This is a genomic window from Streptomyces sp. 71268 (assembly GCF_029392895.1).
GTDB lineage: Bacteria > Actinomycetota > Actinomycetes > Streptomycetales > Streptomycetaceae > Streptomyces.
Window position 1 is genome coordinate 1507282 of record NZ_CP114200.1, and the last position, 26011, is coordinate 1533292.

Here is a 26011-nt window from a genome sequence, read left to right on the forward strand (position 1 = left end):
CATCAAAGGTCAGCGCCGCCCAGAGCCCTCTGGACGAGGTCATCGACATCCATCGTGTCGACCGCGCTACTCGGTTCTTCCTGCGGCGCCGACTCAGAACCGCTCTCCGGTATCCGAGCGAGTTCGAGCAGGGTGTCCATGAGTCCGGCTTCACGGAAACGCGCGAGCGGAATGGAAACCAACGCCTCGCGTATCCGGTCCTCTTCCGAGTCGTTGCCCTCGGCCCCAACACCTTGCGGGAACATGCCCGCTTCCAGGTGCTCGGCCAGGGCGATGAGGTTCGGGTAGTCGAATGCCAGGGTGGTCGGCAGCTCCAGGCCGGTGATCGCGCCCAGCCGGTTGCGTAGCTGTACGGCCGTCAGCGAGTCAAAGCCCAGCTCGGTGAAGGAGCGGTCGTTCTCGATGGCGTCCGGGGCCGTGTGCGCCAGGACCGCGGCGACGTGCTGGCGCACCAACTTGCGTAGCTGGCGCTGGCGCTTCCCCGAGGGCAGCGCCTCCAGGCTGGTGCGCAGCTCGTTCGCCGCGGACTCGGTCGCCGCCGGGTCGGAAGGCGTCAGCGACGCCGTCGGCCGCTGCGGCTGTGTCAGCTCGCTCAGCAACGCTGTCGTCCGGTCCGCTCCCAGTTCGCCCGCGAGCCGCTCCCAGGCGGCATCGGCCACGAGGAGGAAGGCTTCGTCCAGGTCCAGAGCACGCTGAAGGGCGGAGATGGCCAGGTCCGGGTTCATCGGGGCCATGCCGCCCCGCCGCATCTGCTCTTCGAGCTCCCCGTCGACCGCCATACCGCTTCCGGCCCAGGCGCCCCAGGCGATGGAGGTCGCCGGAAGACCGTCCGCCCGGCGCTGCAACGCCAACGCGTCCAGATACGCGTTGCCCGCCGCGTAACTCCCCTGACCCGGACCACCCAACGTGCCCGCCGCCGAGGAGAACAACACGAAGGCCGACAGGGCCATCCCGGCGGTCAGTTCGTGCAGGTTCCGGGTGGCGTCCACCTTCGGACGCAACACCCCGGCCGTCCGCTCCACCGTCAGGGCGTCCACCACACCGTCATCCAGCACACCCGCCGTGTGCACCACGGCCGTCAGTGGGAACTCGTTCGGAATCGCGTCCAGCACCGCCGCCAAGGCCTCACGGTCGGCCGCGTCACACGCCGCCACCGTCACCCGGGCACCCAGGCCCTCCAGCTCCGCCTTCAGCTCGACGGCACCCGAAGCCCCCAACCCGCGACGACTGGTCAACACCAGATGCTCAGCACTCGTACGCGCCAACCAACGAGCCACATGACCACCCAGCGCACCCGTACCACCGGTCACCAACACCGACCCACTCGGCCGCCACTCCCCACCACCCACCGCCTGGGGCGCGGAAGCGCGTACCAAACGCTTGGCGAACACACCCGAACCACGTACCGCGACCTGATCCTCACCCTCCACACCCGCCAACACCCCGACCAGACGCGACACGGCGCGCTCGTCGAGCGTCCCGGGCAGATCGACAAGCCCGCCCCAACGCTGCGGTTGTTCAAGCGCCGCGACTCCGCCGAGGCCCCACACCTGCGCCTGTGTGGCGCTGGCGAGCCGGTCGGAACGGCCCACCGACACCGCACCCCGCGTGGCACACCACAGCCGAGCGCGCACGCCCAACCCCGCCACGGTCTGCACCAGCCACAGAGTCAACGCGAGTCCTGCGGCCACCGGTTGCCCGGCCATCGGCTCCTCGTCCAACGCGAGCAGCGACAGCACCCGGACATCGGACTCGCCGTCAACCGCGGCCAGCAGTGCCCGGGCGAGATCGTCGCGGTCCGCGCTCGCGTCCACCGCCACCGGTACGACACGGGCGCCGGACTTCTCCAACCCCTGTGTGACCGTGACGGTCAGCTCGCTGTCCGCGAGCCCGGCGGGCACCACCAGCAGCCAGGTGCCCGACAGCGTCCCCACCGCGGCCTCCGGGACCGGCTTCCAGGAGACCCGGTAGCACCAGCCGTCGACGGTGGCCTGGTCGCGCCGCTGACGGCGGTAGGAGGACAGCGCGGGCAGCAACTCGCCCAGCGATCCGCTCCCGTCGACGTCCAGCGCCTCCGCCAGCGCCTCCAGGTCCTCGCGCTCCACCGCGTCCCAGAACCGCGCGTCGACGCTGTCCACCCCGGCGGAACCACCCGGCACGGAGCCGGCCGAAGCCTCCGTCGGGTCCTCCAGCCAGTAGCGCTGCCGCTGGAAGGCGTACGTCGGCAGCTCCACCGTCCGCGCACCGCGCCCGGCGAAGACCTGCTCCCAACCCACCTCGACACCGTGTACGTGGAGTTCGGCCAGCGCCGCCGTCAGCGCCTGAACCTCCGGGCGGTCCCTGCGCAGCACAGGTGCCACGACCGAGGTCGAACCGGCGTCCGTCGTCAGGCAGTCCTGCGTCATCGCGGTGAGCACACCGTCGGGGCCCACCTCCAGGAACGAGGTCACCCCGAGCTTCTCCAGGGCCCGCACCCCGTCGGCGAACCGTACGGCCTGCCGCACGTGGCGCACCCAGTACTCCGCCGAGCACACATCGTCCGCGCCCGCTGGCTCACCGGTCACGTTGGAGACCAACGCGATGGACGGTGGAGCGAACGACACCCCCTCGACGATCTTGCGGAAGTCGCCGAGCATCGCGTCCATGCGCGGCGAGTGGAAGGCATGGCTGACGCGCAGGCGGCGGGTCTTGCGGCCCTGCTCCGACCACTGGCCGGCGATCTCCAGTACGCCGGCCTCGTCACCCGCGATGACCACGGCCGTAGGACCGTTGACGGCCGCGACGCTCACCTCGGCCTCACGACCGGCCAGCGATCCGACGATCTCCTCCTCGGACGCCTGGACGGCCACCATGGCGCCACCTTCGGGCAGCGCCTGCATCAGCCGGCCACGGGCCGCGACCAGCGTGCACGCGTCCTTAAGCGAGAAGACGCCGGCCACGTGCGCGGCGGTGACCTCGCCCACCGAGTGGCCGATGAGCACGTCCGGGGTGACACCCCAGTGCTCCAGGAGCCGGAACAACGCCACCTCGACCGCGAACAGCGCGGGCTGCGTGAACGCCGTCTGATCCAGCAGCTCGGCATCCGCACTGCCCTCCGCCGCGAACACCACATCCTTCAGCGGACGATCCAGCAGCACATCGAGGTGCGCACACACCTCGTCCAGCGCCTGTGCGAACACCGGGTACGCCTCATACAACTCCCGGCCCATGCCGAGCCGCTGCGCGCCCTGACCCGAGAACAGGAACGCCCGCAGACCGGACGTGTTCGCGACGCCCTGAACCAGCCCCGGGGCGGCTTCGCCGGATGCGACCGCATCGAGACCGGCGAGGAGCTCCGTACGACTCGCGCCCGACACCACCGCACGGTGCTCGAACATCGACCGCGTCGCCACCAACGAGTGACCGACATCCAGCGCACTCCACTCGGCCCGCTCCAACAGGAACGCCCTGAGCCGCGCCGCCTGCCCCCGCAACGCGTCCGCACCACGAGCCGACAGCAACCACGTGACCACACCACTGTCGACCTCGGAAGCCGGACCCTCCCCGGCCTCGTCCTCAACCTCATCGACCGCCGGAGCCTGCTCGATGATGGTGTGAGCGTTGGTCCCGCTCACACCGAAGGCCGAGACACCGGCCCGACGCGGACGCCCGGTCTCAGGCCACTCCGTTGCCTCCGTCAGCAGCCGCACCTCACCCGCCGACCAGTCCACCTGCCGCGACGGCTCATCCACATGCAACGACCGCGGCAGCACACCATGCCGCATCGCCATCACCATCTTGATGACCCCGGCCACACCCGCGGCCGCCTGGGTGTGCCCGATGTTCGACTTCAGCGCGCCCAGCAACAGTGGACGATCCTCGGGCCGGTCCTGGCCGTAGGTGGCCAGCAGCGCCTGCGCCTCGATCGGGTCACCCAGCGTGGTACCCGTACCGTGCGCCTCGACCGCGTCCACCTCGGCCGCCGACAGCCCCGCGCTGGCCAGCGCCTGGCGGATTACCCTCTGCTGCGACGGCCCGTTCGGCGCCGTAAGGCCGTTGCTGGCACCGTCCTGGTTGACCGCCGAACCCCGCACGACACCCAGCACCTGGTGGCCGTTGCGCCTGGCATCCGACAGCCGTTCCAAGAGCAGCATGCCCACGCCCTCGGACCAGCCCGTGCCGTCCGCCGCGTCCGCGAAGGGCTTGCAGCGACCGTCGGGGGCCAGCCCACGCTGCCGGCTGAACTCCACGAACGCGCCGGGCGACGACATCACCGAGACGCCACCGGCGAGCGCGAGATCGCATTCACCCTGGCGCAGTGCCTGCGCGGCCAGGTGCAGGGCGACCAGCGACGACGAACACGCCGTGTCAACCGTCACCGCCGGCCCCTCAAGGCCAAGCGTGTACGAGATACGACCGGACGCCACGCTTCCGGCGCTTCCGCTGCCGAGAGACCCCTCGAAGCCCTCGGGAACCTGCCGCAGCCGAGTGCCGTAGTCGTTGTACATCACGCCCACGAACACACCGGACCGGCTGCCCCGCTTGGTCGTGGGGTCGATACCGGCCCGCTCGAACGCCTCCCACGCGGTCTCGAGGAGCAGCCGCTGCTGCGGGTCGGTCGCCAGCGCCTCGCGCGGACTCATGTCGAAGAAGGCGGGGTCGAACTGGTGCGCGTCGTAGAGGAACCCACCGTTCTGGGCGTAGTACGTGCCCTCCCGGTCGGGGTCCGGGTCGTACAGGCGCTCAAGGTCCCACCCACGGTCGGACGGGAACTCGGACATCGCATCCGTGCCCGCCATGACCAACTGCCACAGTTCTTCGGGGGTCCGCACCCCGCCCGGGAACCGGCAGCTCATGCTCACGATCACGATGGGATCGCTGTCCACCGGCGTCCCCGGCACGGCCACCGCCGCCGCGCCCGCCGAGGAGGCAGCGCTGTCTGCGCCCAGGATCTCGTCACGGATGTGGCCGACGAGTGCCATCGGCGTCGGGTAGTCGAAGACCAGCGTGGCGGGCAGCCGCAGACCGGTCTCAGCGGTGAGTCGATTCCTGAGATCGACCCCCATCAGCGAGTCGAAGCCGAGTTCCTTGAACGGCCGTCGTGTGTTGACCGTCTCGGCGGTGGCGTGTCCGAGAGCGGCCGCGGTCTGCACGCGGACCAGCTCCAGCAACATCTGGTCCTGCGATGTCCGCGGCAGGCCTTCAAGGCGCCGGCGCAGTTCGTTGGGCAGGCTCTCGTCCTGCTCCGATCGCACGACACGGCGCGCTGTCGCGGCCGGTACGACGTTGCGGAAGATGGCGGAGAGTTCGGCGCCCTGGGCGCGCAGCGCCGGGACGTCCAGCCGCACCGGAACCGGCACGATCTCATCCGAGACCAGAGCCGCGTCGAACAGCTCAAGCCCCTCCTGCGAGGAGAGCGGCACCAGGCCGGAGCGCGACACGCGGCGCAGGTCCCTGTCGCCGAGGTGTCCGGTCATCCCGCTGGCCTCGGCCCACAGGCCCCACGCCATCGACACGCTCGGCAACCCCCGAGCCCGCCGCCATGACGCGAGCCCATCCAGGAACACGTTCGCCGCCGCGTAACTTCCCTGGCCCGGACTGCCCAGCACGCCAGCCGCCGACGAGAACAACACGAACGCCGACAGGTCCATCCCGGCCGTCAGCTCATGCAGGTTCCACGCCGCATCCACCTTCGCCCGCAACACCAACTCAACCCGCTCACGCGTCAGTGACGTCAACAACCCGTCATCCAGCACACCCGCCGCGTGCACCACACCACTCAACGCAAAACCAGCCGGCAACCCGACCAACACCCCAGCCAGCGCCTCACGATCGGCAGCATCACACGCCGCGATCACCACCTCAGCGCCCGCGGCCTCCAACTCCTCCCGCAACCCCGCCGCACCCTCAGCCTCCACACCACGACGAGAGAGCAACACCAACCTGCCCACCCCGTGCCGGGCCACCAGATGCCGGGCCACCAAACCGCCCAGCACACCCGTGCCACCCGTCACCAACACCGCACCAGAACCGAACACCCCCGACCCCGACTCCGACACCTCACCCGAAGACACCACCCGACCCAAACGCGGCACCCGCACCACACCCGACCGCACCACCACCTGCTCCTCCCCCAAGGCCAACACCCCAGGAAGCAGACCCTCCACACCCTCCACATCATCGGTGTCCACCAACACCAAACGCCCAGGATTCTCCGACTGCGCAGACCGCACCAAACCCCACACCGCAGCCCCCGCCACATCCACCACACCACCACCCGCGTCGACAGCGCCCCGCGTCACCACCACCAACCGCTCACCCGCAACACCCGCGCCCTCATCCCCCACCCACGCCTGCACCCGCTCCAACACCCCAAGAACCCGCCCATACACCTCACCCACCACACCCGAACCCGACCCCGACCCCGCATCACCAGAAACCACCCGCACAACCTCAGTCCCCGACGCCACCTCACCCGCCACCACAACCCCGGGCGCGTCCACCCACTCCACCCGGAACAACGCATCCCGCACCGCCCCACCCACCGCACTCAACTGGTCAGCGACAACCGGCCGCAACACCAGCGACTCGACCGACGCCACCGCATGCCCCGACTCATCCCCCACCCACACCGACACCGCACCCGAACCCTCACCCGCCGACGCCAACCGCACCCGCAACGACGTCGCACCCACCGCCTCCAAAGCAAACCCACGCCACGAGAACGGCAACAAACTCCCCTCAGCACCCGCCAAACCCTCACTCACACCCATCGCATGCAACGCCGCGTCGAACAACGCCGGGTGCAAGCCGAACCGACCGGCCCGCTCCCACTCACCCTCGACAAGCCCAACCTCCGCGAACACCTCACCATCACGCCGCCACGCACGCCTCAACCCCTGGAAAACCGGCCCGTACTCCAGTCCGTTCTCCGCAGCCCGCGCGTACTCACCCGACACGTCAACCAACTCAGCCCCCACCGGGGGCCACACACCAAAGTCGTAGGAAGCCGCGTCGGTAGCTGCCGTCGGCGCGAGCACGCCACGGGCATGGCACGTCCACGGCGCGTCCTCGCCCGCTGCCTCCTCCCGCGAGAACACACTCACCTCGCGGAAGCCGGAGGCGTCCGCCTCCCCCGCCTCGACCTGGAGCCGCACCCCACCGTGCTCGGGCAGGATCAGCGGCGCCTCAAGGACGAGTTCATCGATCCGGCCACAGCCGACCTGGTCCCCGGCCTGCCCCACAAGCTCGACAAACGCCGTCCCGGGCAGCAACACGACCCCGTGGACGGCGTGATCCGCCAGCCACTCATGCGTGGCCAACGACAACCGCCCGCTCAGCAGTACCCCGCCGCCGCTGGCCAACGACACCACCGCACCCAGCAACGGATGCCCCAACGAACCCAACCCCACCGAACCCACATCACCCACACCCGCGGGTACGTCGAGCCAGTACCGCTCCCGCTGGAAGGCGTACGTCGGCAGGTCGACCTGTCGACCACCCCGACCCTCCAACACGGTGGCCCAGTCCACCTCGGCACCGTTCACGAACACCTCGGCGGCGGAGGTCAGGAACCGCTCCGGGCCACCCTCATCGCGGCGCAGGGTGCCCACGACCACGGCCTGGGCGTCAGCGGCCTCCACCGTCTGCTGAACCGGAAGCGTCAACACCGGATGCGGACTCACCTCGACAAACACGGTGTGGCCCTCATCGAGCAGAAGGCGAGTCGTTACCTCCAGCTCGACCGTCTGACGCAGGTTCCGGTACCAGTACTCCGCGTCCAGACCCGCCGTGTCCACCAATTCACCGGAGACCGTCGAGTAGAACGGCACCTGCGAGGTACGGGGCTTCAGGTCCGCCAGAACCTTCAGCAACTCCTCACGGATGGACTCCACGTGCGCCGAGTGCGAGGCGTAGTCCACCGGCACCCGACGAACCCGCACCTCCTCACCCTCAAGCTCGGCGACCAGTTCATCCAACGCACCCGGATCACCCGAGACCACCACCGAGCCCGGGCCGTTGACCGCAGCGACCGATATCGCACCATCCCACCGAGCGAGACGCTCCCGCGCCTGGTCGACCGAAAGCCCCACCGACACCATGCCGCCACGACCCGCCAGACCACCCGCGATCGCCTGCGACCGCAACGCCACCACCTTCGCGGCATCCTCCAACGACAACGCACCCGCCACACACGCCGCCGCGATCTCACCCTGACTGTGACCCATCACCGCATCCGGCACCACACCCACCGAACGCCACAACTTCGCCAACGACACCATCACCGCGAACAACACCGGCTGCACCACATCCACCCGGTCAAAACCAGGCGCACCCTCAACACCACGCAACACACCCGTCAACGACCAGTCCACATGAGCAGACAACGCCGCCTCACACTCACCCACCGCCTCAGCGAACACCGGCGAGGCATCCAACAACCCCACCGCCATACCCACCCACTGCGCCCCCTGACCCGGGAACACAAACACCGAACGACCGAGAGGCGCGCTCTCGCCCACGACCACGCCCGGACGAGCGGACTTCTCGGTGACGGCGTCCAGGCCGGCCAGCAACTCGTCGCGGTCCCGGCCCACCAGCACCGCGCGGTGCTCCAGCACCGAACGAGTCATGACCAGCGATCGCGCCACGTCGGCGGCGCTCAGCTCGGAGCGCTCCGCCACGTACTCCCGCAACCGGCCGGCCTGCGCACGCAACGCGGTGTCGTTCTTGCCCGACACCACCCAGGCCACCGGGCCCGCGATGCCGCCGTCGGCAGGCTCCTCGACAACCTCGCCCTCGGCCGCCTCGGCCTCCGGCGCCTGCTCCAGGATCACGTGCGCGTTCGTCCCGCTCACACCGAACGAGGACACACCGACCCTGCGGGGCTCGCCCGTCTCCGGCCACGGGGTCGGCTCGGTCAGCAGCGACACCGCCCCCGCCGACCAGTCCACATGCTCCGACGGCTCGTCCACGTGCAGGGTCCTGGGCAGCACGCCGTGGCGCATGGCCATCACCATCTTGATGACGCCACCCACACCCGCGGCCGCCTGGGTGTGTCCCACGTTCGACTTGAACGAACCCAGCCACAACGGCCGGTCGGCTCCGGAGCGCTCCTTGCCGTAGGTGGCCAGCAGCGCCTGCGCCTCGATCGGGTCACCCAGCGGTGTTCCGGTGCCGTGGGCCTCCACCGCGTCCACGTCGGCCGCGGACAGGCCGGCGTCGCGCAGCGCGTCGCGGATCACCCGCTGCTGCGAGGGGCCGTTGGGCGCGGTGAGCCGGCTGCTCGCCCCGTCCTGGTTCACGGCGGCGCCCCGTACCACGGCCAGCACCTGGTGCCCGTTGCGCCGCGCGTCGGACAGCCGCTCCAGCAGCAGCACACCGGCGCCCTCGGACCATCCGGTGCCGTCGGCGTCGTTGGAGAACGACTTGCAGCGCCCGTCCACGGCGAGTCCGCGCAACCGGCTGAACTCGACGAACACCCCCGGGGTGGCCATCATGGCCACGCCACCGGCGAGCGCGAGCGAGCAGTCGCCCTTGCGGAGCGCCTGGACGGCCAGTTGGAGCGCCACGAGCGACGAGGAGCACGCGGTGTCCACGGTCACGGCGGGGCCTTCGAAGCCGAAGGTGTACGAGATGCGGCCGGAGGCGACGCTGCCGGCGCTGCCGTTGCCGAGATGGCCTTCGAGGCCCTCCGGTATGGCCTGGACGCGGGAGCCGTAGTCGTTGTACATCACGCCGACGAACACGCCGGTTCGGCTGCCACGCACGGAGGCCGGGTCGATGCCCGCCCGCTCAAGCGCCTCCCACGAGGTCTCGAGGAGCAGCCGCTGCTGCGGGTCGGTCGCCAGCGCCTCACGCGGGCTCATGCCGAAGAAGGAGGCGTCGAAGCCGTTCGCGTCGTGCAGGAACCCGCCCTCACGCGTGTAGCTCTTGCCTGGCTTCTCCGGGTCGGGGTCGTACAGGTCCTCGTCCCACCCCCGGTCCACGGGGAAGGTGGAGATCGCGTCGGTGCCCGAGGCGACCAGCTCCCACAGGTCTTCGGGCGACTCCACCCCTCCGGGATACCTGCATCCCATGCCGACGATGGCGATGGGTTCCCGGTCCCTGTCCTTGAGTTCCTTCAGCTCTTGACGAGTTTCGTGCAGGCTGGCCGTCGCGCGCTTGAGGTAGTCGCGCAGCTTGGTCTCGCTCACCGTTTCTGGTCACTCCTCTGAGCACCCCGGACAGGGGTGGAAAGCCTTCGGCCGGTCACTTCCGGGGGCGGGGGCGTCCGCGTCACGCGAGTTCCTCGTCGAGGAAGTCGAAGATCTCGTCGTCGGTCGCCGACTCGAACGCGTCGGCGGCGACCTCACCGTTCGCCGTCTCCACCCGCTGCTTCGCGGTCAGCTTCGCGAGGACCTGTTGCAGGCGGGAGGTGAGGCGTGCCGTGGCGGCTTCGTCCGCCACCACTTCGGCGATCGAGGTCTCCAGCTTCTCCAGCTCCGACAGGACCGGCAGCACCAGCGACGCGTCCGGCTCTTCCGTCACGAGTTCCTGTGCCAGGTATCCGGCCAGTGCCCTGGACGTCGTGTAGTCGAACAGCAGGGTGGCGGGGAGCCGGAGGCCGGTCACCGTACCGAGCTGGTTGCGCAGTCCGACCGCGGTCAGCGAGTCGAAGCCGAGTTCGAGGAAGCCACGGTCGGGGGCGATCATGCGCGGGCTGTCGTGGCCCAGCGCCATGGCCGCGTGCCCGGTCACCAGTTCCAGGAGTTCCTGCTGCCGGGCGGCGGGCTTCAGCGAGCTGATACGGCGACGCAGGTCGGCGGAGCCGGTTCCGGAACCGCCCGCGGGTGTCCTCGCGGGCCCGCGCCGAGCCGTGGTCCGGATGATGCCCCGCAGCAGCGCGGGGATCGGCCCGTCCTGGGCTCGCCACGCCGCGGCGTTGAGCCGTGCCGGGACCAGGGTGGCCGCGTCGATGCCGCAAGCGGTGTCGAACAGGGCCAGGGCCTCCGCGGAGGACATCGGGGTCACGCCTTCGCGGGCCAGGCGCCGCATGTGGGCCTCGTCGAGCTTGCCGGTCATGCCGCTGCGCTCCTCCCACAGGCCCCAGGCGAGCGACTGGGCGGGCAGGCCCTCGGCCCGGCGCCGGTGGGCGAAGGCGTCCAGGAAGGCGTTGGCGGCCGCGTAGTTGGCCTGGCCGGTGCCGCCGAGGGTCCCGGAGAGCGAGGAGAAGAGCACGAACGCGGACAGGTCGAGGCCGGCGGTCAGCTCGTGCAGGTTGAGCACCGCGTCCACCTTGGGCCGCAGCACGCGGTCGACCCGCTCGGGGGTGAGCGCCTCGACGACGCCGTCGTCCAGCACTCCGGCGGTGTGCACCACGGCGGTGAGCGGGTGTTCGTCCGACAGGGAGGCCAGGAGCGCGGCGAGGGAGTCGCGCTCGGCGGTGTCGCAGGCGGCGACCACGGCGTGGGCACCGAGGTCCGTGAGCCGCGTCCGCAGTTCGGCCGCGCCGTCCGCGGCGAGGCCGCGGCGGCTGACCAGTACGAGGTGGCGGACGCCGTGCTCGCTGACGAGGTGCTGGGCGACGAGGCCGCCGAGGCCGGACGCGGCCCCGGTGACCAGGACGGTGCCCCGCGGGTCCCAGGTGGGGCCGGTCGTGTCCGACCGCGCGCCGTCCTGCTCGGACGCGTTGTCGCGCACCGCCACCCGGGCCAGCCTGCCGACCAGGACCGTGCCGCCGCGGACCACGAACTGCGGTTCGTCGGTGGTGAGCGCCGCGGGGAGGGCCAGGCGCGAGCCTTCCTGGTCGTCGAGGTCGGCCAGGACGAACCGGCCGGGGTTCTCGGACTGGGCCGAGCGCACCAGGCCCCAGACGGCCGCACTGGCGGGGTCGGCCACATCGGTGTCGTCACCCGCGGCGATGGCCCCCTGGGTGAGGAAGACCAGCCGGGAGGCGCCCAGGCGGTTGTCGGCCAGCCAGCTCTTGAGCAGGTCGAGGGCGTGGTGGCCGGCTTCCCGTACCGCCGGTGCCAGTTCCCGCGTCCGGCCGGTGCGGGAGAGGTTGGCCGCGAGTACGACGTCGGGCGTGGTCGCGCCCGCGTCGATGGCCTCGGCCAGGGCGGCGAGGTCCGGGTAGGTGTCGAGGGTGACGTCGGCCGATCCGAGTACGCCGGTCAACCCGGCCTGGTCGGGTCCGACGAGCGCCCAGCGCCCGGTGGTCACATCGCTCGTCTCCGGGGCGGTCGGCACCCAGTCGACCCGGTACAGCGACTCGTGCGGCTGGGCGGAGTTGACCTGCTCCGGGGCCACGGGTCGCAGTACGAGGGAGTCGACCGAGGCGACGAGCGCGCCCGAGACGTCGGTGACGTGCAGGGAGACCGTGTCCTCGCCGACGCTCGCCAGCCGTACGCGCAGCGCGGTCGCGCCGCTCGCGTGGAGGGTCACGCCGTTCCACGAGAACGGGAGGGTGCTGCCGTCGCTGCCGGACGGCTTGAACGCCACGGTGTGCAAGGACGCGTCGAGGAGCGCCGGGTGGAGGCCGTAGCGCGCGGCCTCGCCCTCCTGCGCTTCGGGCAGGTCGACCTCGGCGAAGATCTCGTCGCCACGGCGCCAGGCGGCGCGCAGCCCCTGGAAGGCCGGGCCGTAGGCGAAGCCGACGTCGACGAACCGGTCGTAGAGGTCCGTCACGTCGATGGCCTGCGCCCCCGCGGGCGGCCACACGGCGAAGTCGGCGGCCACGGGCCCCGGTGCCGTACTGGACGGGTCCCTGCTGAGCAGGCCGGTCGTATGACGTGTCCAGGGGTCGTCCGGCTGGGCGCCCTCGGCCCTGGAATACAGGTTGAGCGAGCGGGCTCCGGACTCGTCGGGCGCACCCACGGCGAGCTGGATCTGGACCGCGCCGCGCGCGGGCAGGACCAACGGCGTCTCGATGGTCAGTTCCTCGACCCGCTCGTAGCCCACCTGCTCGGCCGCGCGCAGGGCCAGTTCCACGAAGGCCGTGCCGGGGAAGAGGACGGTGTCCGCGAAGGCGTGGTCGGCCAGCCACGGCTGGGTGGCGACCGACAGGCGGCCGGTGAACAGGTAGGTGTCGGTCTCGGCCAGGGCGACGGCGGCGCCGAGGAGCGGATGGTCGGGCGAGTCCAGGCCGGCCGATGTCACATCGCCACTGGCGGTCGGCGCGGCGTCGAGCCAGTAGCGCTGCCGCTGGAACGCGTAGGTGGGCAGCTCCACCCGCCGGGCGGCGTGCCCGGCGAACACCGCGTCCCACTTCACCGTGGTGCCGTGGACGTGGAGTTCGGCCAGCGCCCTGGTCAGCGACTGAAGCTCGGGGCGGTCCTTGCGCAGCACGGCTACGAGGGCGGGAGCGACCGCGCCGTCGGGTTCCGCGGCCGTCAGGCAGTCCTGCGCCATCGCGGTGAGCACACCGTCCGGGCCCACCTCGACGAACGAGGTCACGCCCAGGTTCTCCAGGGTCCGTACCCCGTCCGCGAACCGTACGGCCTCGCGCACGTGGCGCACCCAGTACTCCGGCGAGCACACCTCGTCCACCTCGGCCGGGGCACCGGTGACGTTGGAGACCAGGGCGATGGTCGGCGGGGCGAACGACAGCCCCTCGACGACCTTCCGGAAGTCACCGAGCACACCGTCCATACGGGGTGAGTGGAAGGCGTGGCTGACCCGCAGCCGGCGGGTCTTACGCCCCTCCTTCTCCCACTTCCCGGCGATCTCCAGTACGGCGGGCTCGTCGCCCGCGATGACCACGGCCGTGGGGCCGTTGACGGCCGCGATGCTCACCTCGGCCTCACGACCGGCCAGCGACGCGGTGACCTCCTCCTCGGGCGCCTGGACGGCCACCATCGCGCCGCCCTCGGGCAGCGCCTGCATCAGCCGACCACGGGCGGCCACCAGGGCGCACGCGTCCTCCAGGGAGAACACCCCGGCCACGTGGGCGGCGGCGATCTCACCGATGGAGTGGCCGATCAGCACGTCCGGGGTGACGCCCCAGTGCTCCAGGAGCCGGTAGAGCGCCACTTCGACGGCGAAGAGCGCGGGCTGCGTGAACGCCGTCTGGTTCAACAGTTCGGCATCGACACTGCCCTCGGCCGCGAACACCACCTCGGCCAGCGGGCGATCCAGCAGCGTGTCGAGGTACGAGCACACCTCGTCCAGCGCCTGGGCGAACACCGGGAACGCGTCGTACAGCTCCCGGCCCATGCCCAGCCGTTGTGCGCCCTGGCCCGAGAACAGGAACGCCGTCTTGTGCTCGGCCCGTGCCAAGCCCTGGATCAACGTGGCCGCGTTCCCGCCCTCGGCCAGCGCTTCGAGCCCGGAGCGGAACTGCGCCGGGTCCTCCGCGACCACGGCGGCGCGGTAGGGCAGGGCGGAACGGGTGGTCGCCAGCGAATAGCCGATGTCGACGACGTCAGCGGCGTCCGCGGTGCGCACACCGTCGAACTCGCGCAGTCGCCCGGCCTGAGCGCTCAGCGCGTCGGGGCTGTTGCCGGACAGCAGCCAGGGAACCACCGTGGTGCCGGCCGGCGAGCCGGCGGCGTCGCCGCCCGTCTCCGGCGACGGTGGCTCGACGGGGTCGGCCGCCTCGATGATCGTGTGCGCGTTGGTGCCGCTGATCCCGAAGGACGACACGGCCGCCCGGCGCGGGCGGCCCGTCTCCGGCCACGCGGTCGCCTCGTTCAGCAGCGACACGGCGCCGCTGGCCCAGTCGACGTGCGGCGACGGCTCGTCCGCGTGGAGGGTCTTGGGCAGGACGCCCTCGCGCATGGCCATCACCATCTTGATGACGCCCGCGACACCGGCCGCGGCCTGCGTGTGACCGATGTTCGACTTGATGGAACCCAACCACAGCGGCTGGTCCGCGGGCCGTCCCCGGCCGTACGTGGCCAGCAGCGCCTGCGCCTCGATCGGGTCGCCCAGCGACGTACCCGTACCGTGCGCCTCGACCGCGTCCACATCGGCGGCCGAAAGCCCCGCGTTCTCCAGGGCCTTGCCGATCACACGCTGCTGCGACGGGCCGTTGGGCGCGGTGAGGCCGTTGGAGGCGCCGTCCTGGTTGATCGCCGAACCCCGGACGACGGCCAGCACCCGGTGGCCACGGCGCCGGGCGTCCGACAGCCGCTCCACGAGCAGCATGCCCACGCCCTCGGACCAGCCGGTGCCATCGGCCTCGGCGGAGAACGCCTTGCAGCGTCCGTCCGGCGACAGCACGCGCTGGGCACTGAACTCGACGAACGTGCCCGGCGTGGCCATGATCGTCACACCGCCGGCCAGCGCCATGTCGCACTCGCCCTGCCGCAGCGACTGGCAGGCCAGGTGCAGGGCCACCAGCGACGACGAGCACGCGGTGTCCACCGTGACAGCCGGGCCCTCGAAGCCGAAGGTGTAGGAGATACGGCCGGAGGAGACGCTGGACGCGCTGCCGAGGCCGAGATAGCCCTGCACACCGTCCGGCGCGCTGATGGCCCGGCCGCTGTAGTCCTGGTAGTTCGAGCCGACGAAGACACCCGCCTGGCTGCCGCGCAACGCCGCCGGGTCGATGCCGGCGCGCTCGAACGCCTCCCAGGACGTCTCAAGCAACAGCCGCTGCTGGGGATCCATGGCCAGGGCCTCACGCGGTGAGATACCGAAGAAGTCCGGGTCGAAGTCGGCGATGTCGTCCAGGAAGCCGCCGGTGAGCGCGTAGGTCTTGCCCGGCTTGTCGGGGTCGGGGTCGTAGAGACCCTCCAGGTCCCAGCCACGGTCGTCGGGGAATCCGGAGATCGTGTCGACTCCGGCGTTCACCAGGTCCCACAACTGCTCAGGGGTCCGCACGCCGCCCGGGAAGCGGCAGCTCATCGCCACGATCGCGATGGGCTCGTCGTACGAGTCCGACCGGGTCGGCGTGATCTCGGCGGCGCCGTCATCCTCGGTACCGAACATCTCGCCGTTCAGGAACCCGGCCAGCACCGTGGGCGTGGGGTAGTCGAAGACCAGACTGACCGGCAGCCGCAGCCCGGTCGCCGTGCCGATCCGGTTGCGCAGTTCGACGGCGGTCAGCGAGTCGAACCCGAGGTCGCGGAAGGCACGGTCCGAGGCGACCGCGTCCGCGCTGTCGTGAGCGAGGACATCGGCGGCCTGGGCACGCACCAGGTCGCGCAGCGCGGCTTCGCGCTTCTCCCGGGGCAGAGCCGCCAGCCGGTCGCGAAGTTCCGCCCGCCCGTGGTCGGCACTGCCCGGCGCGGACTGCTGCCCCGTGGCCGTGGTCCGCGCGCCGCGCAACTCGCGGAAGAGGGGGGTGGCGGAAGAGTCCGCCTCGAACCGCGTCCAGTCGATGTCCGCGACGGCGAGGAACGTCTCGTCGTGGTCCAACGCCTGGTGCAGTGCCGAGATCGCCAGCTCGGGGGGCATGGCCAGCATCCCCGAGCGGCTCATCTGCTCCTCGTGCCCCCCGTCGACCGCCAACCCGCTTCCGGCCCAGGCGCCCCAGGCGATGGACGTCGCCGGAAGACCGTCCGCGCGCCGCTGCGCCGCCAACGCGTCCAGATACGCGTTACCCGCCGCGTAACTCCCCTGCCCCGGACCACCCAACGTGCCCGCCGCCGAGGAGAACAACACGAAGGCCGACAGATCCAACCCGGCCGTCAACTCGTGCAGGTTCCGCGCCGCGACCACCTTCGGACGCAACACCCCAGCCGCCCGCTCCACCGACAGGGCATCCACCACACCGTCATCCAACACACCCGCCGTATGCACCACAGCCGTCAGCGGCAACTCCTCGGGGATGCCGTCCAACACCGCCGCCAACGCCTCGCGGTCGGCCACATCACACGCGGCCACGGTCACGCGAGTCCCCAGGCCCTCCAGCTCCGCCTTCAACTCAGCGGCACCCGAAGCCCCCAACCCGCGACGACTGGTCAACACCAGGTGCTCAGCACCCGTACGCGCCAACCAACGAGCCACATGACCACCGAGCGCACCCGTACCACCGGTCACCAACACCGACCCACTCGGCCGCCACCCCTCAATGTCCACGGCCTGGGGCGCGGAAGCGCGTACCAAACGCTTGGCGAACACACCCGAACCACGTACCGCGAGCTGGTCCTCACCCTCCACACCCGCCAACACCCCGACCAGACGCGACACAGCACGCTCGTCGAGCGTCTCGGGCAGATCGACAAGCCCACCCCAACGCTGCGGGTACTCCACCCCCACGATCCGGCCCAGCCCCCACACCATCGCCTGCACCGGACTCACCAACCGGTCAGAGCGACCCACCGACACCGCGCCCCGGGTGCCACACCACAACGACGCCACCACACCCACATCACCCAACCCCTGAACCAGCCCCACCACCGCTGCGAGCCCAGCCGGAACACCCTCAACAGACGCGTGCTCCGCCTCGTCCAACGCCAGCAGCGAAAGCACACCCGCCACGCCCGACGGCTCCACCGCCGCCGCGTCGAGTGCTGCCCGCAGTCGCTCCGCAACCACCTCGCGGTCGTTGCCCGACGCGTCCAGCATCACGCGGACGACAGCGGCCCCGTTCGCCTCCAGCCCCCTCACCGTGGCGGACACGAGGGCGTCATCGGCGTACGACGCGGGAAGGACGACGAGCCAGGTGCCCGAGAGAGTGGCACCGGTGGCGGACGCCAGGGGCTTCCAGACCACCTTGTAACGCCAACTGTCCACCGTGTTCTGCTCACGCCGCTGACGGCGCCAGGACGAGAGCGCCGGAAGCAGCGCCGTCAACGACGACTGCCCCTCCTCGTCCTCCACCTCCAACGTCCGCGCCAGCGCCTCCAGGTCCTCGCGCTCTACCGCTTCCCAGAAACGCGCGTCCACCGCATCCGCGCTCAAGCCGTCACCGGCGGCCACCGCCTCAGCAGCCGAGACGGCGTCCAGCCAGTAGCGCTGACGCTGGAAGGCGTACGTCGGCAGGTCGACCTGCCGGCCACCGTGTCCGGCGAACACCTTCCGCCAGTCGACGTCGGCACCGTTGACATGCAGCTCGGCGACCGAGGTCAGGAACCGCTCCAAGCCGCCCTCGTCACGGCGCAGCGTGCCCACGACCACGGCCTGGGTGTCAGCGGCCTCCACCGTCTGCTGCACCGGAAGCGTCAACACCGGATGCGGACTCACCTCGACAAACACGGTGTGACCCTCATCGAGCAGAAGGCGAGTCGTGGCCTCCAGCTCCACCGTCTGACGCAGGTTCCGGTACCAGTACTCCGCGTCCAGACCCGCCGTGTCCACCAACTCACCCGACACCGTCGAGTAGAACGGCACCTGCGACGAGCGCGGCTCCAGGTCCGCCAGGACCTTCAGCAACTCCTCACGGATGGACTCCACATGGGCCGAGTGCGAGGCGTAGTCCACCGGCACCCGACGGACCCGCACCTCCTCACCCTCAAGCTGGGCGACCATCTCGTCCAGCGCACCCGGATCACCGGAGACCACGACCGAGCCGGGACCGTTGACCGCGGCGACCGATATCGCACCGTCCCAGGCGGCGATACGCTCCTTGACCTGGTCGACCGGCAACCCCACCGACACCATCCCGCCACGACCCGCCAGACCGGCGGCGATCGCCTGCGACCGCAACGCCACCACCTTCGCGGCGTCCCCCAGTGACAACGCACCGGCCACACACGCCGCCGCGATCTCACCCTGACTGTGACCCATCACAGCGTCCGGCTCCACACCCACCGAACGCCACAGCTTGGCCAGCGACACCATCACCGCGAACAACACCGGCTGCACCACATCCACCCGATCGAAACCGGGAGCGCCCTCAGCGCCACGCAGTACGTCCGTCAGCGACCAGTCCACATGAGCCGACAACGCCGCCTCACACTCGGCCACCGCCTCCGCGAACACCGGCGAGGCATCCAACAACCCCACCGCCATACCCACCCACTGCGCCCCCTGACCCGGGAACACGAACACCGAACGACCACGCACATCAGCCACACCACGCGTCACACCCGAGACCACCTCATCCCCGGCCAACGCACCCAACCGCGCCAACAACTCCTCACGACCAACACCCGTCACCACACCACGGTGCTCGAACACCGAACGCGACCTCACCAACGACAACGCCACATCAGCCGCGTCCAGCTCGGGACGCTCAGCCACGAACTCCCGCAACCGACCAGCCTGCGCCCGCAACCCGGCCGCGCTACGGCCCGACACCACCCACGCCACCGGACCATCGACGACCCCGGCCCCAGGCGCCTCCGACTCCTCGGCCCCCTCGACCTCCGGCGCCTGCTCCAGGATCGCGTGCGCGTTCGTCCCGCTCACACCGAAGGACGAGACGCCGGCGCGGCGCGGGTGGCCCGACTCGGGCCACGGCCTGGCCTCGGCCAGCAGCGCGATGTCGCCCGCTGACCAGTCCACGTGTTGGGAAGGCTCATCGGCGTGCAGCGACTTCGGCAACACGCCGTGCCGCATCGCCATCACCATCTTGATGACACCAGCCACACCGGCCGCCGCCTGCGAATGGCCGATGTTCGACTTCACCGAACCGAGCCAGAGCGGCTGGTCCACGGGCCGGTCCTGGCCGTAGGTGGCCAGCAGCGCCTGTGCCTCGATCGGGTCACCCAGCGACGTACCCGTACCGTGCGCCTCGACCGCGTCCACATCGGCGCCCGACAGGCGGGCGGTCTTGAGTGCCGCGCGGATCACCCGCTGCTGCGACGGTCCGTTCGGGGCGGTCAGGCCGTTGGAGGCACCATCCTGGTTGACCGCCGAGCCCCGGACGAGGGCCAGCACCTCGTGGCCGTTGCGCCGGGCGTCCGAGAGCCGCTCGACGAGCAGCAGCCCGACGCCTTCGGCGAATCCGAATCCGTCTGCGCTGTTGCTGAACGCCTTGCACTTGCCGTCGGCGGACAGCGCGCGCTGACGGCTGAAGTCCACCAGCCCGGCCTGTGTGGACATCACCGTCGCGCCACCGGCGAGCGCCAGGTCGCACTCGCCCTGACGCAGCGCCTGGACCGCGAGGTGCAGCGCGACCAGCGACGACGAGCACGCGGTGTCCACCGTCACCGCGGGCCCTTCCAGGCCCAGGGTGTACGAGATGCGGCCCGAGGCCACGCTGCCCGCGCTGCCGGTGCCGAGGTAACCCTCGAAGCCTTCGGGGGCGTTCCCTTGGAGCCGGGTGCCGTAGTCGTTGTACACGACGCCGACGAAGACTCCGGTCCGGCTTCCCTTCGCCGACTCGGGGTCGATACCGGCCCGCTCGAACGCCTCCCACGAGGTCTCAAGGAGCAGCCGCTGCTGCGGGTCCATCGAGAGTGCCTCACGCGGCGAGATCCCGAAGAACGCCGGGTCGAACTGGTCCGCGTCGTAGAGGAAGCCACCGTTGCGGGCGTAGTACGTGCCCTCGCGTGCGGGGTCCGGGTCGTACGTCGTCTCCAGGTCCCAGCCTCGGTTGGACGGGAGCGGGGCGATGGCGTCGGTACCAGCCATCACCAGGTTCCAGAACTCCTCGGGCGTCCGCACCCCACCGGGGAACCGGCAGCTCATGGCGACGATCGCGATCGGGTCGTCGTCCGTGTGTGCCAGGGTGTTGGCGGACCCGCCCGCGGCCGGCGCCGCGATGGCCGTCTCCTGCGCCCCGAGGATCTCCGAGCGCAGGTAGCCCGCCAGTACGGTCGGGTTCGGGTAGTCGAAGACGAGCGTGGCCGGCAGGCGCAGACCCGTCTCCGCGCTCAGACGGTTCCGCAGTTCCACGGCGGTGAGCGAGTCGAAGCCCAGTTCCTTGAAGGGCCGTCCCGCCCCGACCGTGTCCGACTTCGCGTGTCCCAGGGCGGCGGCCGCCTGGACGCGGATCAGCTCGTCGAGCAGGAACTGCTCCTGATCGGCCTCGGGCATGCCGGCCAGTCGACGCCGCAGGCGGGTGGCGATGTCGTCCACGTCCGATGCTCCGGCGCCCACGACGCGCCGGACCGTCATTCCCGGCACGACGTTACGGAACAGGGCGGGGAGTTCGGCGCCCTGGGCGCGCAGCGCCGGGATGTCCAGCCGGAAGAGAACGGGAACGACCGCATCCGAGACCAGAGCCGCGTCGAACAGCTCAAGCCCCTCGTCCGTGGCCAGCGGCACCAGGCCCGAGCGGGATATCCGCTGGACGTCGTCCTCGCCGAGGTGTCCGGTCATGCCGCTGGCCTCGGCCCACAGGCCCCACGCCATCGACACACCCGGCAACCCCCGAGCCCGCCGCCACGACGCGAGCCCATCCAGGAACACGTTCGCCGCCGCGTAGTTGCTCTGCCCCGCACTACCCAGCACGCCAGCCGCCGACGAGAACAACACGAACGCCGACAGGTCCATCCCGGCCGTCAGCTCATGCAGGTTCCACGCCGCATCCACCTTCGCCCGCAACACCAACTCAACCCGCTCACGCGTCAGTGACGTCAGCAACCCGTCATCCAACACACCCGCCGCATGCACCACACCACTCAACGCAAAACCAGCCGGCAACCCGGCCAGCGTCCCAGTCAATGCCTCGCGATCGGCAGCATCACACGCCGCGATCACCACCTCAGCGCCCGCGGCCTCCAACTCCTCCCGCAACCCCGCCGCACCCTCAGCCTCCACACCACGACGAGAGAGCAACACCAACCTGCCCACCCCGTGCCGGGCCACCAGATGCCGAGCGACCAAACCGCCCAGCACACCCGTGCCACCCGTCACCAACACCGCACCAGAACCGAACACCCCCGACCCCGACTCCGGGACCTCACCCGAAGACACCACCCGACCCAAACGCGGCACCCGCACCACACCCGACCGCACCACCACCTGCTCCTCCCCCAAGGCCAACACCCCAGGAAGAACACCCTCCACACCCTCCAGGTCATCGGTGTCCACCAACACCAAACGCCCAGGATTCTCCGACTGCGCAGACCGCACCAAACCCCACACCGCAGCCCCCGCCACATCCACCACACCATCACCCGCATCGACAGCACCCCGCGTCACCGCCACCAACCGCTCACCCACAACACCCTCATCCCCCACCCACGCCTGCACCCGCTCCAACACCTCAAGAACCCGCCCATACACCTCACCCACCACACCCGAACCCGACCCCGACCCCGCATCACCAGGAACCACCCGCACAACCTCAGCCCCCGACACCACCCCACCCGCCACCACAGCGCCGGGCGCGTCCACCCACTCCACCTGGAACAGCGCGTCGCGCGCCGCCCCGCCCACCGCACTCAACTGGTCAGCGTCAACCGGCCGCAGCACCAGCGACTCGACCGACGCCACCGCATGCCCCGACTCATCCCCCACCCACACCGACACCGCACCCGAACCCTCACCCGCCGACGCCAACCGCACCCGCAACGACGTCGCACCCACCGCCTCCAGAACGAACCCACGCCAGGAAAACGGCAGCGAGCTCCCCGAACCGCCTGCGAAGCCCTCGTTCACACCCATCGCGTGCAACGCCGCGTCGAACAAGGCCGGGTGCAGACCGAACCGGCCCGCCCGCTCCCGCTCACCCTCCGGGAGCTCGACCTCCGCGAACACCTCACCATCACGCCGCCACGCACGCCTCAACCCCTGGAAAACCGACCCGTACTCCAGTCCGTTCTCCGCAGCCCGCGCGTACTCACCCGACACATCAACCAACTCAGCCCCCACCGGGGGCCACACACCAAAGTCGAACCGAGCCTCGGAACCGGGCACAGCCGAACCCAGCAGGCCGTGGGCATGCCGCGTCCAGGCGGCGCCCTCGCTCTCCGCCTCCTCCCGCGAGAACACACTCACCTCACGGAAGCCGGAGGCGTCCGCCTCCCCCACCTCAACCTGAAGGTGCACCCCACCGTGCTCGGGCAGGATCAGCGGCGCCTCAAGGATCAGTTCCTCAACGCGACCACAGCCGACCTGATCGCCCGCCAGTACCGCCAGCTCCACGAACGCCGTTCCGGGCAGCAACACGACCCCGTGGACGGCGTGATCCGCCAGCCATTCATGCGTGGCCAACGACAACCGCCCGCTCAACAGCACGCCGTCACCACTGGCCAACGACACCACCGCACCCAGCAACGGGTGCCCCAGCGAACCCAATCCCACCGAACCCACATCACCCACACCCGCGGGGGCATCAAGCCAGAAGCGCTCCCGCTGGAAGGCGTACGTCGGCAGATCGACCTGCCGGCCACCGTGTCCGGCGAACACCTTCCGCCAATCAACGCTGGCCCCGCTGACATACAGCTCAGCGGCGGAGGTCAGGAACCGCTCGGCCCCGCCCTCGTCACGGCGCAAGGTCCCCACAACCACGGCCTGGGCGTCAGCGGCCTCCACCGTCTGCTGCACCGGCAGGGTCAACACCGGATGCGGACTCACCTCGACGAACACGGTGTGGCCCTCATCGAGCAGAAGGCGAGTCGTGGCCTCCAACTCGACCGTCTGGCGCAGGTTGCGGTACCAGTACTCCGCGTCCAGACCCGCCGTGTCCACCAACTCACCCGACACCGTCGAGTAGAACGGCACCTGCGACGAGCGCGGCTCCAGATCCGCCAGAACCTTCAGCAACTCCTCACGGATCGACTCCACGTGCGCCGAGTGCGAGGCGTAGTCCACCGGCACCCGACGAACCCGCACCTCCTCACCCTCAAGCTCGGCGACCAGTTCATCCAACGCACCCGGATCACCCGAGACCACCACCGAGCCCGGGCCGTTGACCGCAGCGACCGAAACCGCACCGTCCCACCGAGCGAGACGCTCCCGCGCCTGGTCGACCGGCAGCCCGACCGACACCATGCCACCACGACCCGCCAGACCACCCGCGATGGCCTGCGACCGCAACGCCACCACCTTGGCGGCGTCCTCCAGCGACAGCGCACCCGCCACACAGGCTGCCGCGATCTCACCCTGGCTGTGACCCATCACCGCATCCGGCTCCACACCCACCGAACGCCACAACTTCGCCAACGACACCATCACCGCGAACAACACCGGCTGAACGACATCCACCCGGTCAAACCCGGGAGCGCCCTCAGCGCCACGCAGCACGTCTGTCAGCGACCAGTCCACATACGCCGACAACGCCGCCTCACACTCACCCACCGCCTCAGCGAACACCGGCGAGGCATCCAACAACCCCACCGCCATACCCACCCACTGGGCGCCCTGACCCGGGAACACGAACACCGAACGACCAGGCGTTTCGGCGCCGTCCCCCCAGACCACACCGGGGAGCTTCGTCCCCTCGGCTACCGCCTCCAGGCGCTCGATGAGCTGCTCACGGCTGGTGCCGGTCACCACGACGCGCTGCTCGAAAGCGAACCTGGTCGTCGCCAGGGAGAGCGCGACATCGGCGGCGCTCAGCTCGGAGCGCTCCGCCACGTACTCCCGCAACCGGCCGGCCTGCGCACGCAACGCGGTGTCGTTCTTGCCCGACACCACCCAGGCCACCGGGCCCGCGATGCCGCCGTCGGCAGGCTCCTCGACAACCTCGCCCTCGGCCGCCTCGGCCTCCGGCGCCTGCTCCAGGATTACGTGCGCGTTCGTCCCGCTCACACCGAACGAGGACACACCGACCCTGCGGGGCTCGCCCGTCTCGGGCCACGGCCTGGACTCGGTCAGCAGCTCGATCTCGCCCTCGGACCAGTCCACGTGGCTCGACGGCTCGTCCACATGCAGCGTCTTCGGCAGTACGCCGTGCCGCATCGCCATCACCATCTTGATGACGCCGGCCACACCGGCGGCGGCCTGCGTGTGACCGAGGTTCGACTTCAGCGAACCCAGCCACAACGGCCGGCCTTCCGGGCGCTCCTGGCCGTACGTGGCCAACAGCGCCTGCGCCTCGATCGGGTCACCCAGCGTGGTACCCGTACCGTGCGCCTCGACCGCGTCGATCTGGCCGGGGGTCAGCTCGCAGTTTTCCAGGGCCTGCCGGATCACGCGGCGCTGGGAGGGGCCGTTGGGGGCCGTCAGGCCGTTGCTCGCGCCATCCTGGTTCACGGCGGAGCCGCGCACCACCGCCAGGACCTGGTGCCCGTTGCGCCGCGCGTCGGACAGCCGCTCCACCAGCAGCACGCCGACGCCCTCGGACCACGTGGTGCCGTCAGCGGCGTCGGCGAACGCCTTGCACCGCCCGTCGGCGGCCAGTCCGCGCTGGCGGCTGAAGGTGACGAAGCCCTTGGGGCTCACCATGACCGTCGCACCGCCGACCAGCGCCATGGAGCACTCGCCCTGCCGCAGCGCCTGCGCGGCCAGATGCAGGGCGACCAGCGCCGACGAGCAGGCGGTGTCCACCGTCAGCGCGGGGCCCTCGAAACCGAAGGTGTAGGAGACGCGCCCCGAGGCGATGCTGGTGGTGGCGCCGTTGTGGAGGTACGGCTCGATCTCGTCCGGGATCTGTGCGGCCTCGGAGGCGTACGTGGTGTGCATGGCGCCGGTGAAGACGCCTGTCTGGCTGCCACGCAACGACGCCGGGTCGATGCCCGCCCGCTCCATGACCTCCCACGACGTCTCAAGGAGCAGCCGCTGCTGCGGGTCCATGGCCAGCGCCTCGCGGGGCGAGATGCCGAAGAAAGCGGAGTCGAACTGGTCCGCGTCGTGGAGGAAGCCGCCCTCGCGAACGTAACTGGTGCCCGGGTTTTCCGGGTCCGGGTTGTAGATTCCCTCGACGTCCCAGCCACGGTTTGTCGGGAAGGGCGAGATGGCGTCCGATCCGTCGGCGACCAGACGCCACAGCGCCTCGGGGGAATTCACCCCACCCGGAAACCGGCAGGCCATACCGATAATGGCAATGGGCTCAGTGGCCGAACTGATCAGCTGGCGATTCTGACGCCGGAGCCGCTCGATTTCCTTGAACGACTTGCGCAGCGCTTCAACGGCTTTGTTCTGGTTGGATGCAGCAGGCATCAGAAACTCCACACTTGACGCGTCGTTCGCCGGAAGAGCGCAACGGCCCTGAAAGTTGTGAGAACACGCATTGCCAGACGGACATCGGCCACACTAGCTCTGGTTTCGTAAGGGAAACCCTAGAAACCCACTCAGGCATGATTGACGCCCCGGACGTGACTACCGG

General features: G+C 70.4%; 2 protein-coding genes. Both read right to left on the minus strand.

What is annotated here, in order from left to right; all coding sequences use genetic code 11:
* Nucleotides 1-2: 2 nt before the first annotated feature.
* The gene (locus OYE22_RS05475; protein ID WP_277319352.1) at nucleotides 3-10175 is read right to left on the minus strand and encodes a type I polyketide synthase; all 10173 of its coding nucleotides are present in this window, start codon (nucleotides 10173-10175) and stop codon (nucleotides 3-5) included.
* Between the two features lie 82 nt (nucleotides 10176-10257).
* Nucleotides 10258-25845 carry a type I polyketide synthase gene (locus tag OYE22_RS05480; protein WP_277319353.1) on the minus strand — a complete coding sequence of 5196 codons (15588 nt, stop codon included), beginning with the start codon at nucleotides 25843-25845 and terminating at the stop codon, nucleotides 10258-10260.
* Between the last annotated feature and the right edge of the window lie 166 nt (nucleotides 25846-26011).

Coding starts and splice junctions, on each gene's coding strand:
- OYE22_RS05480 (WP_277319353.1), bottom strand. CDS start 25,845: ATGCCTGCTGCATCCAACCAGAACAAAGCCGTTGAAGCGCTGCGCAAG.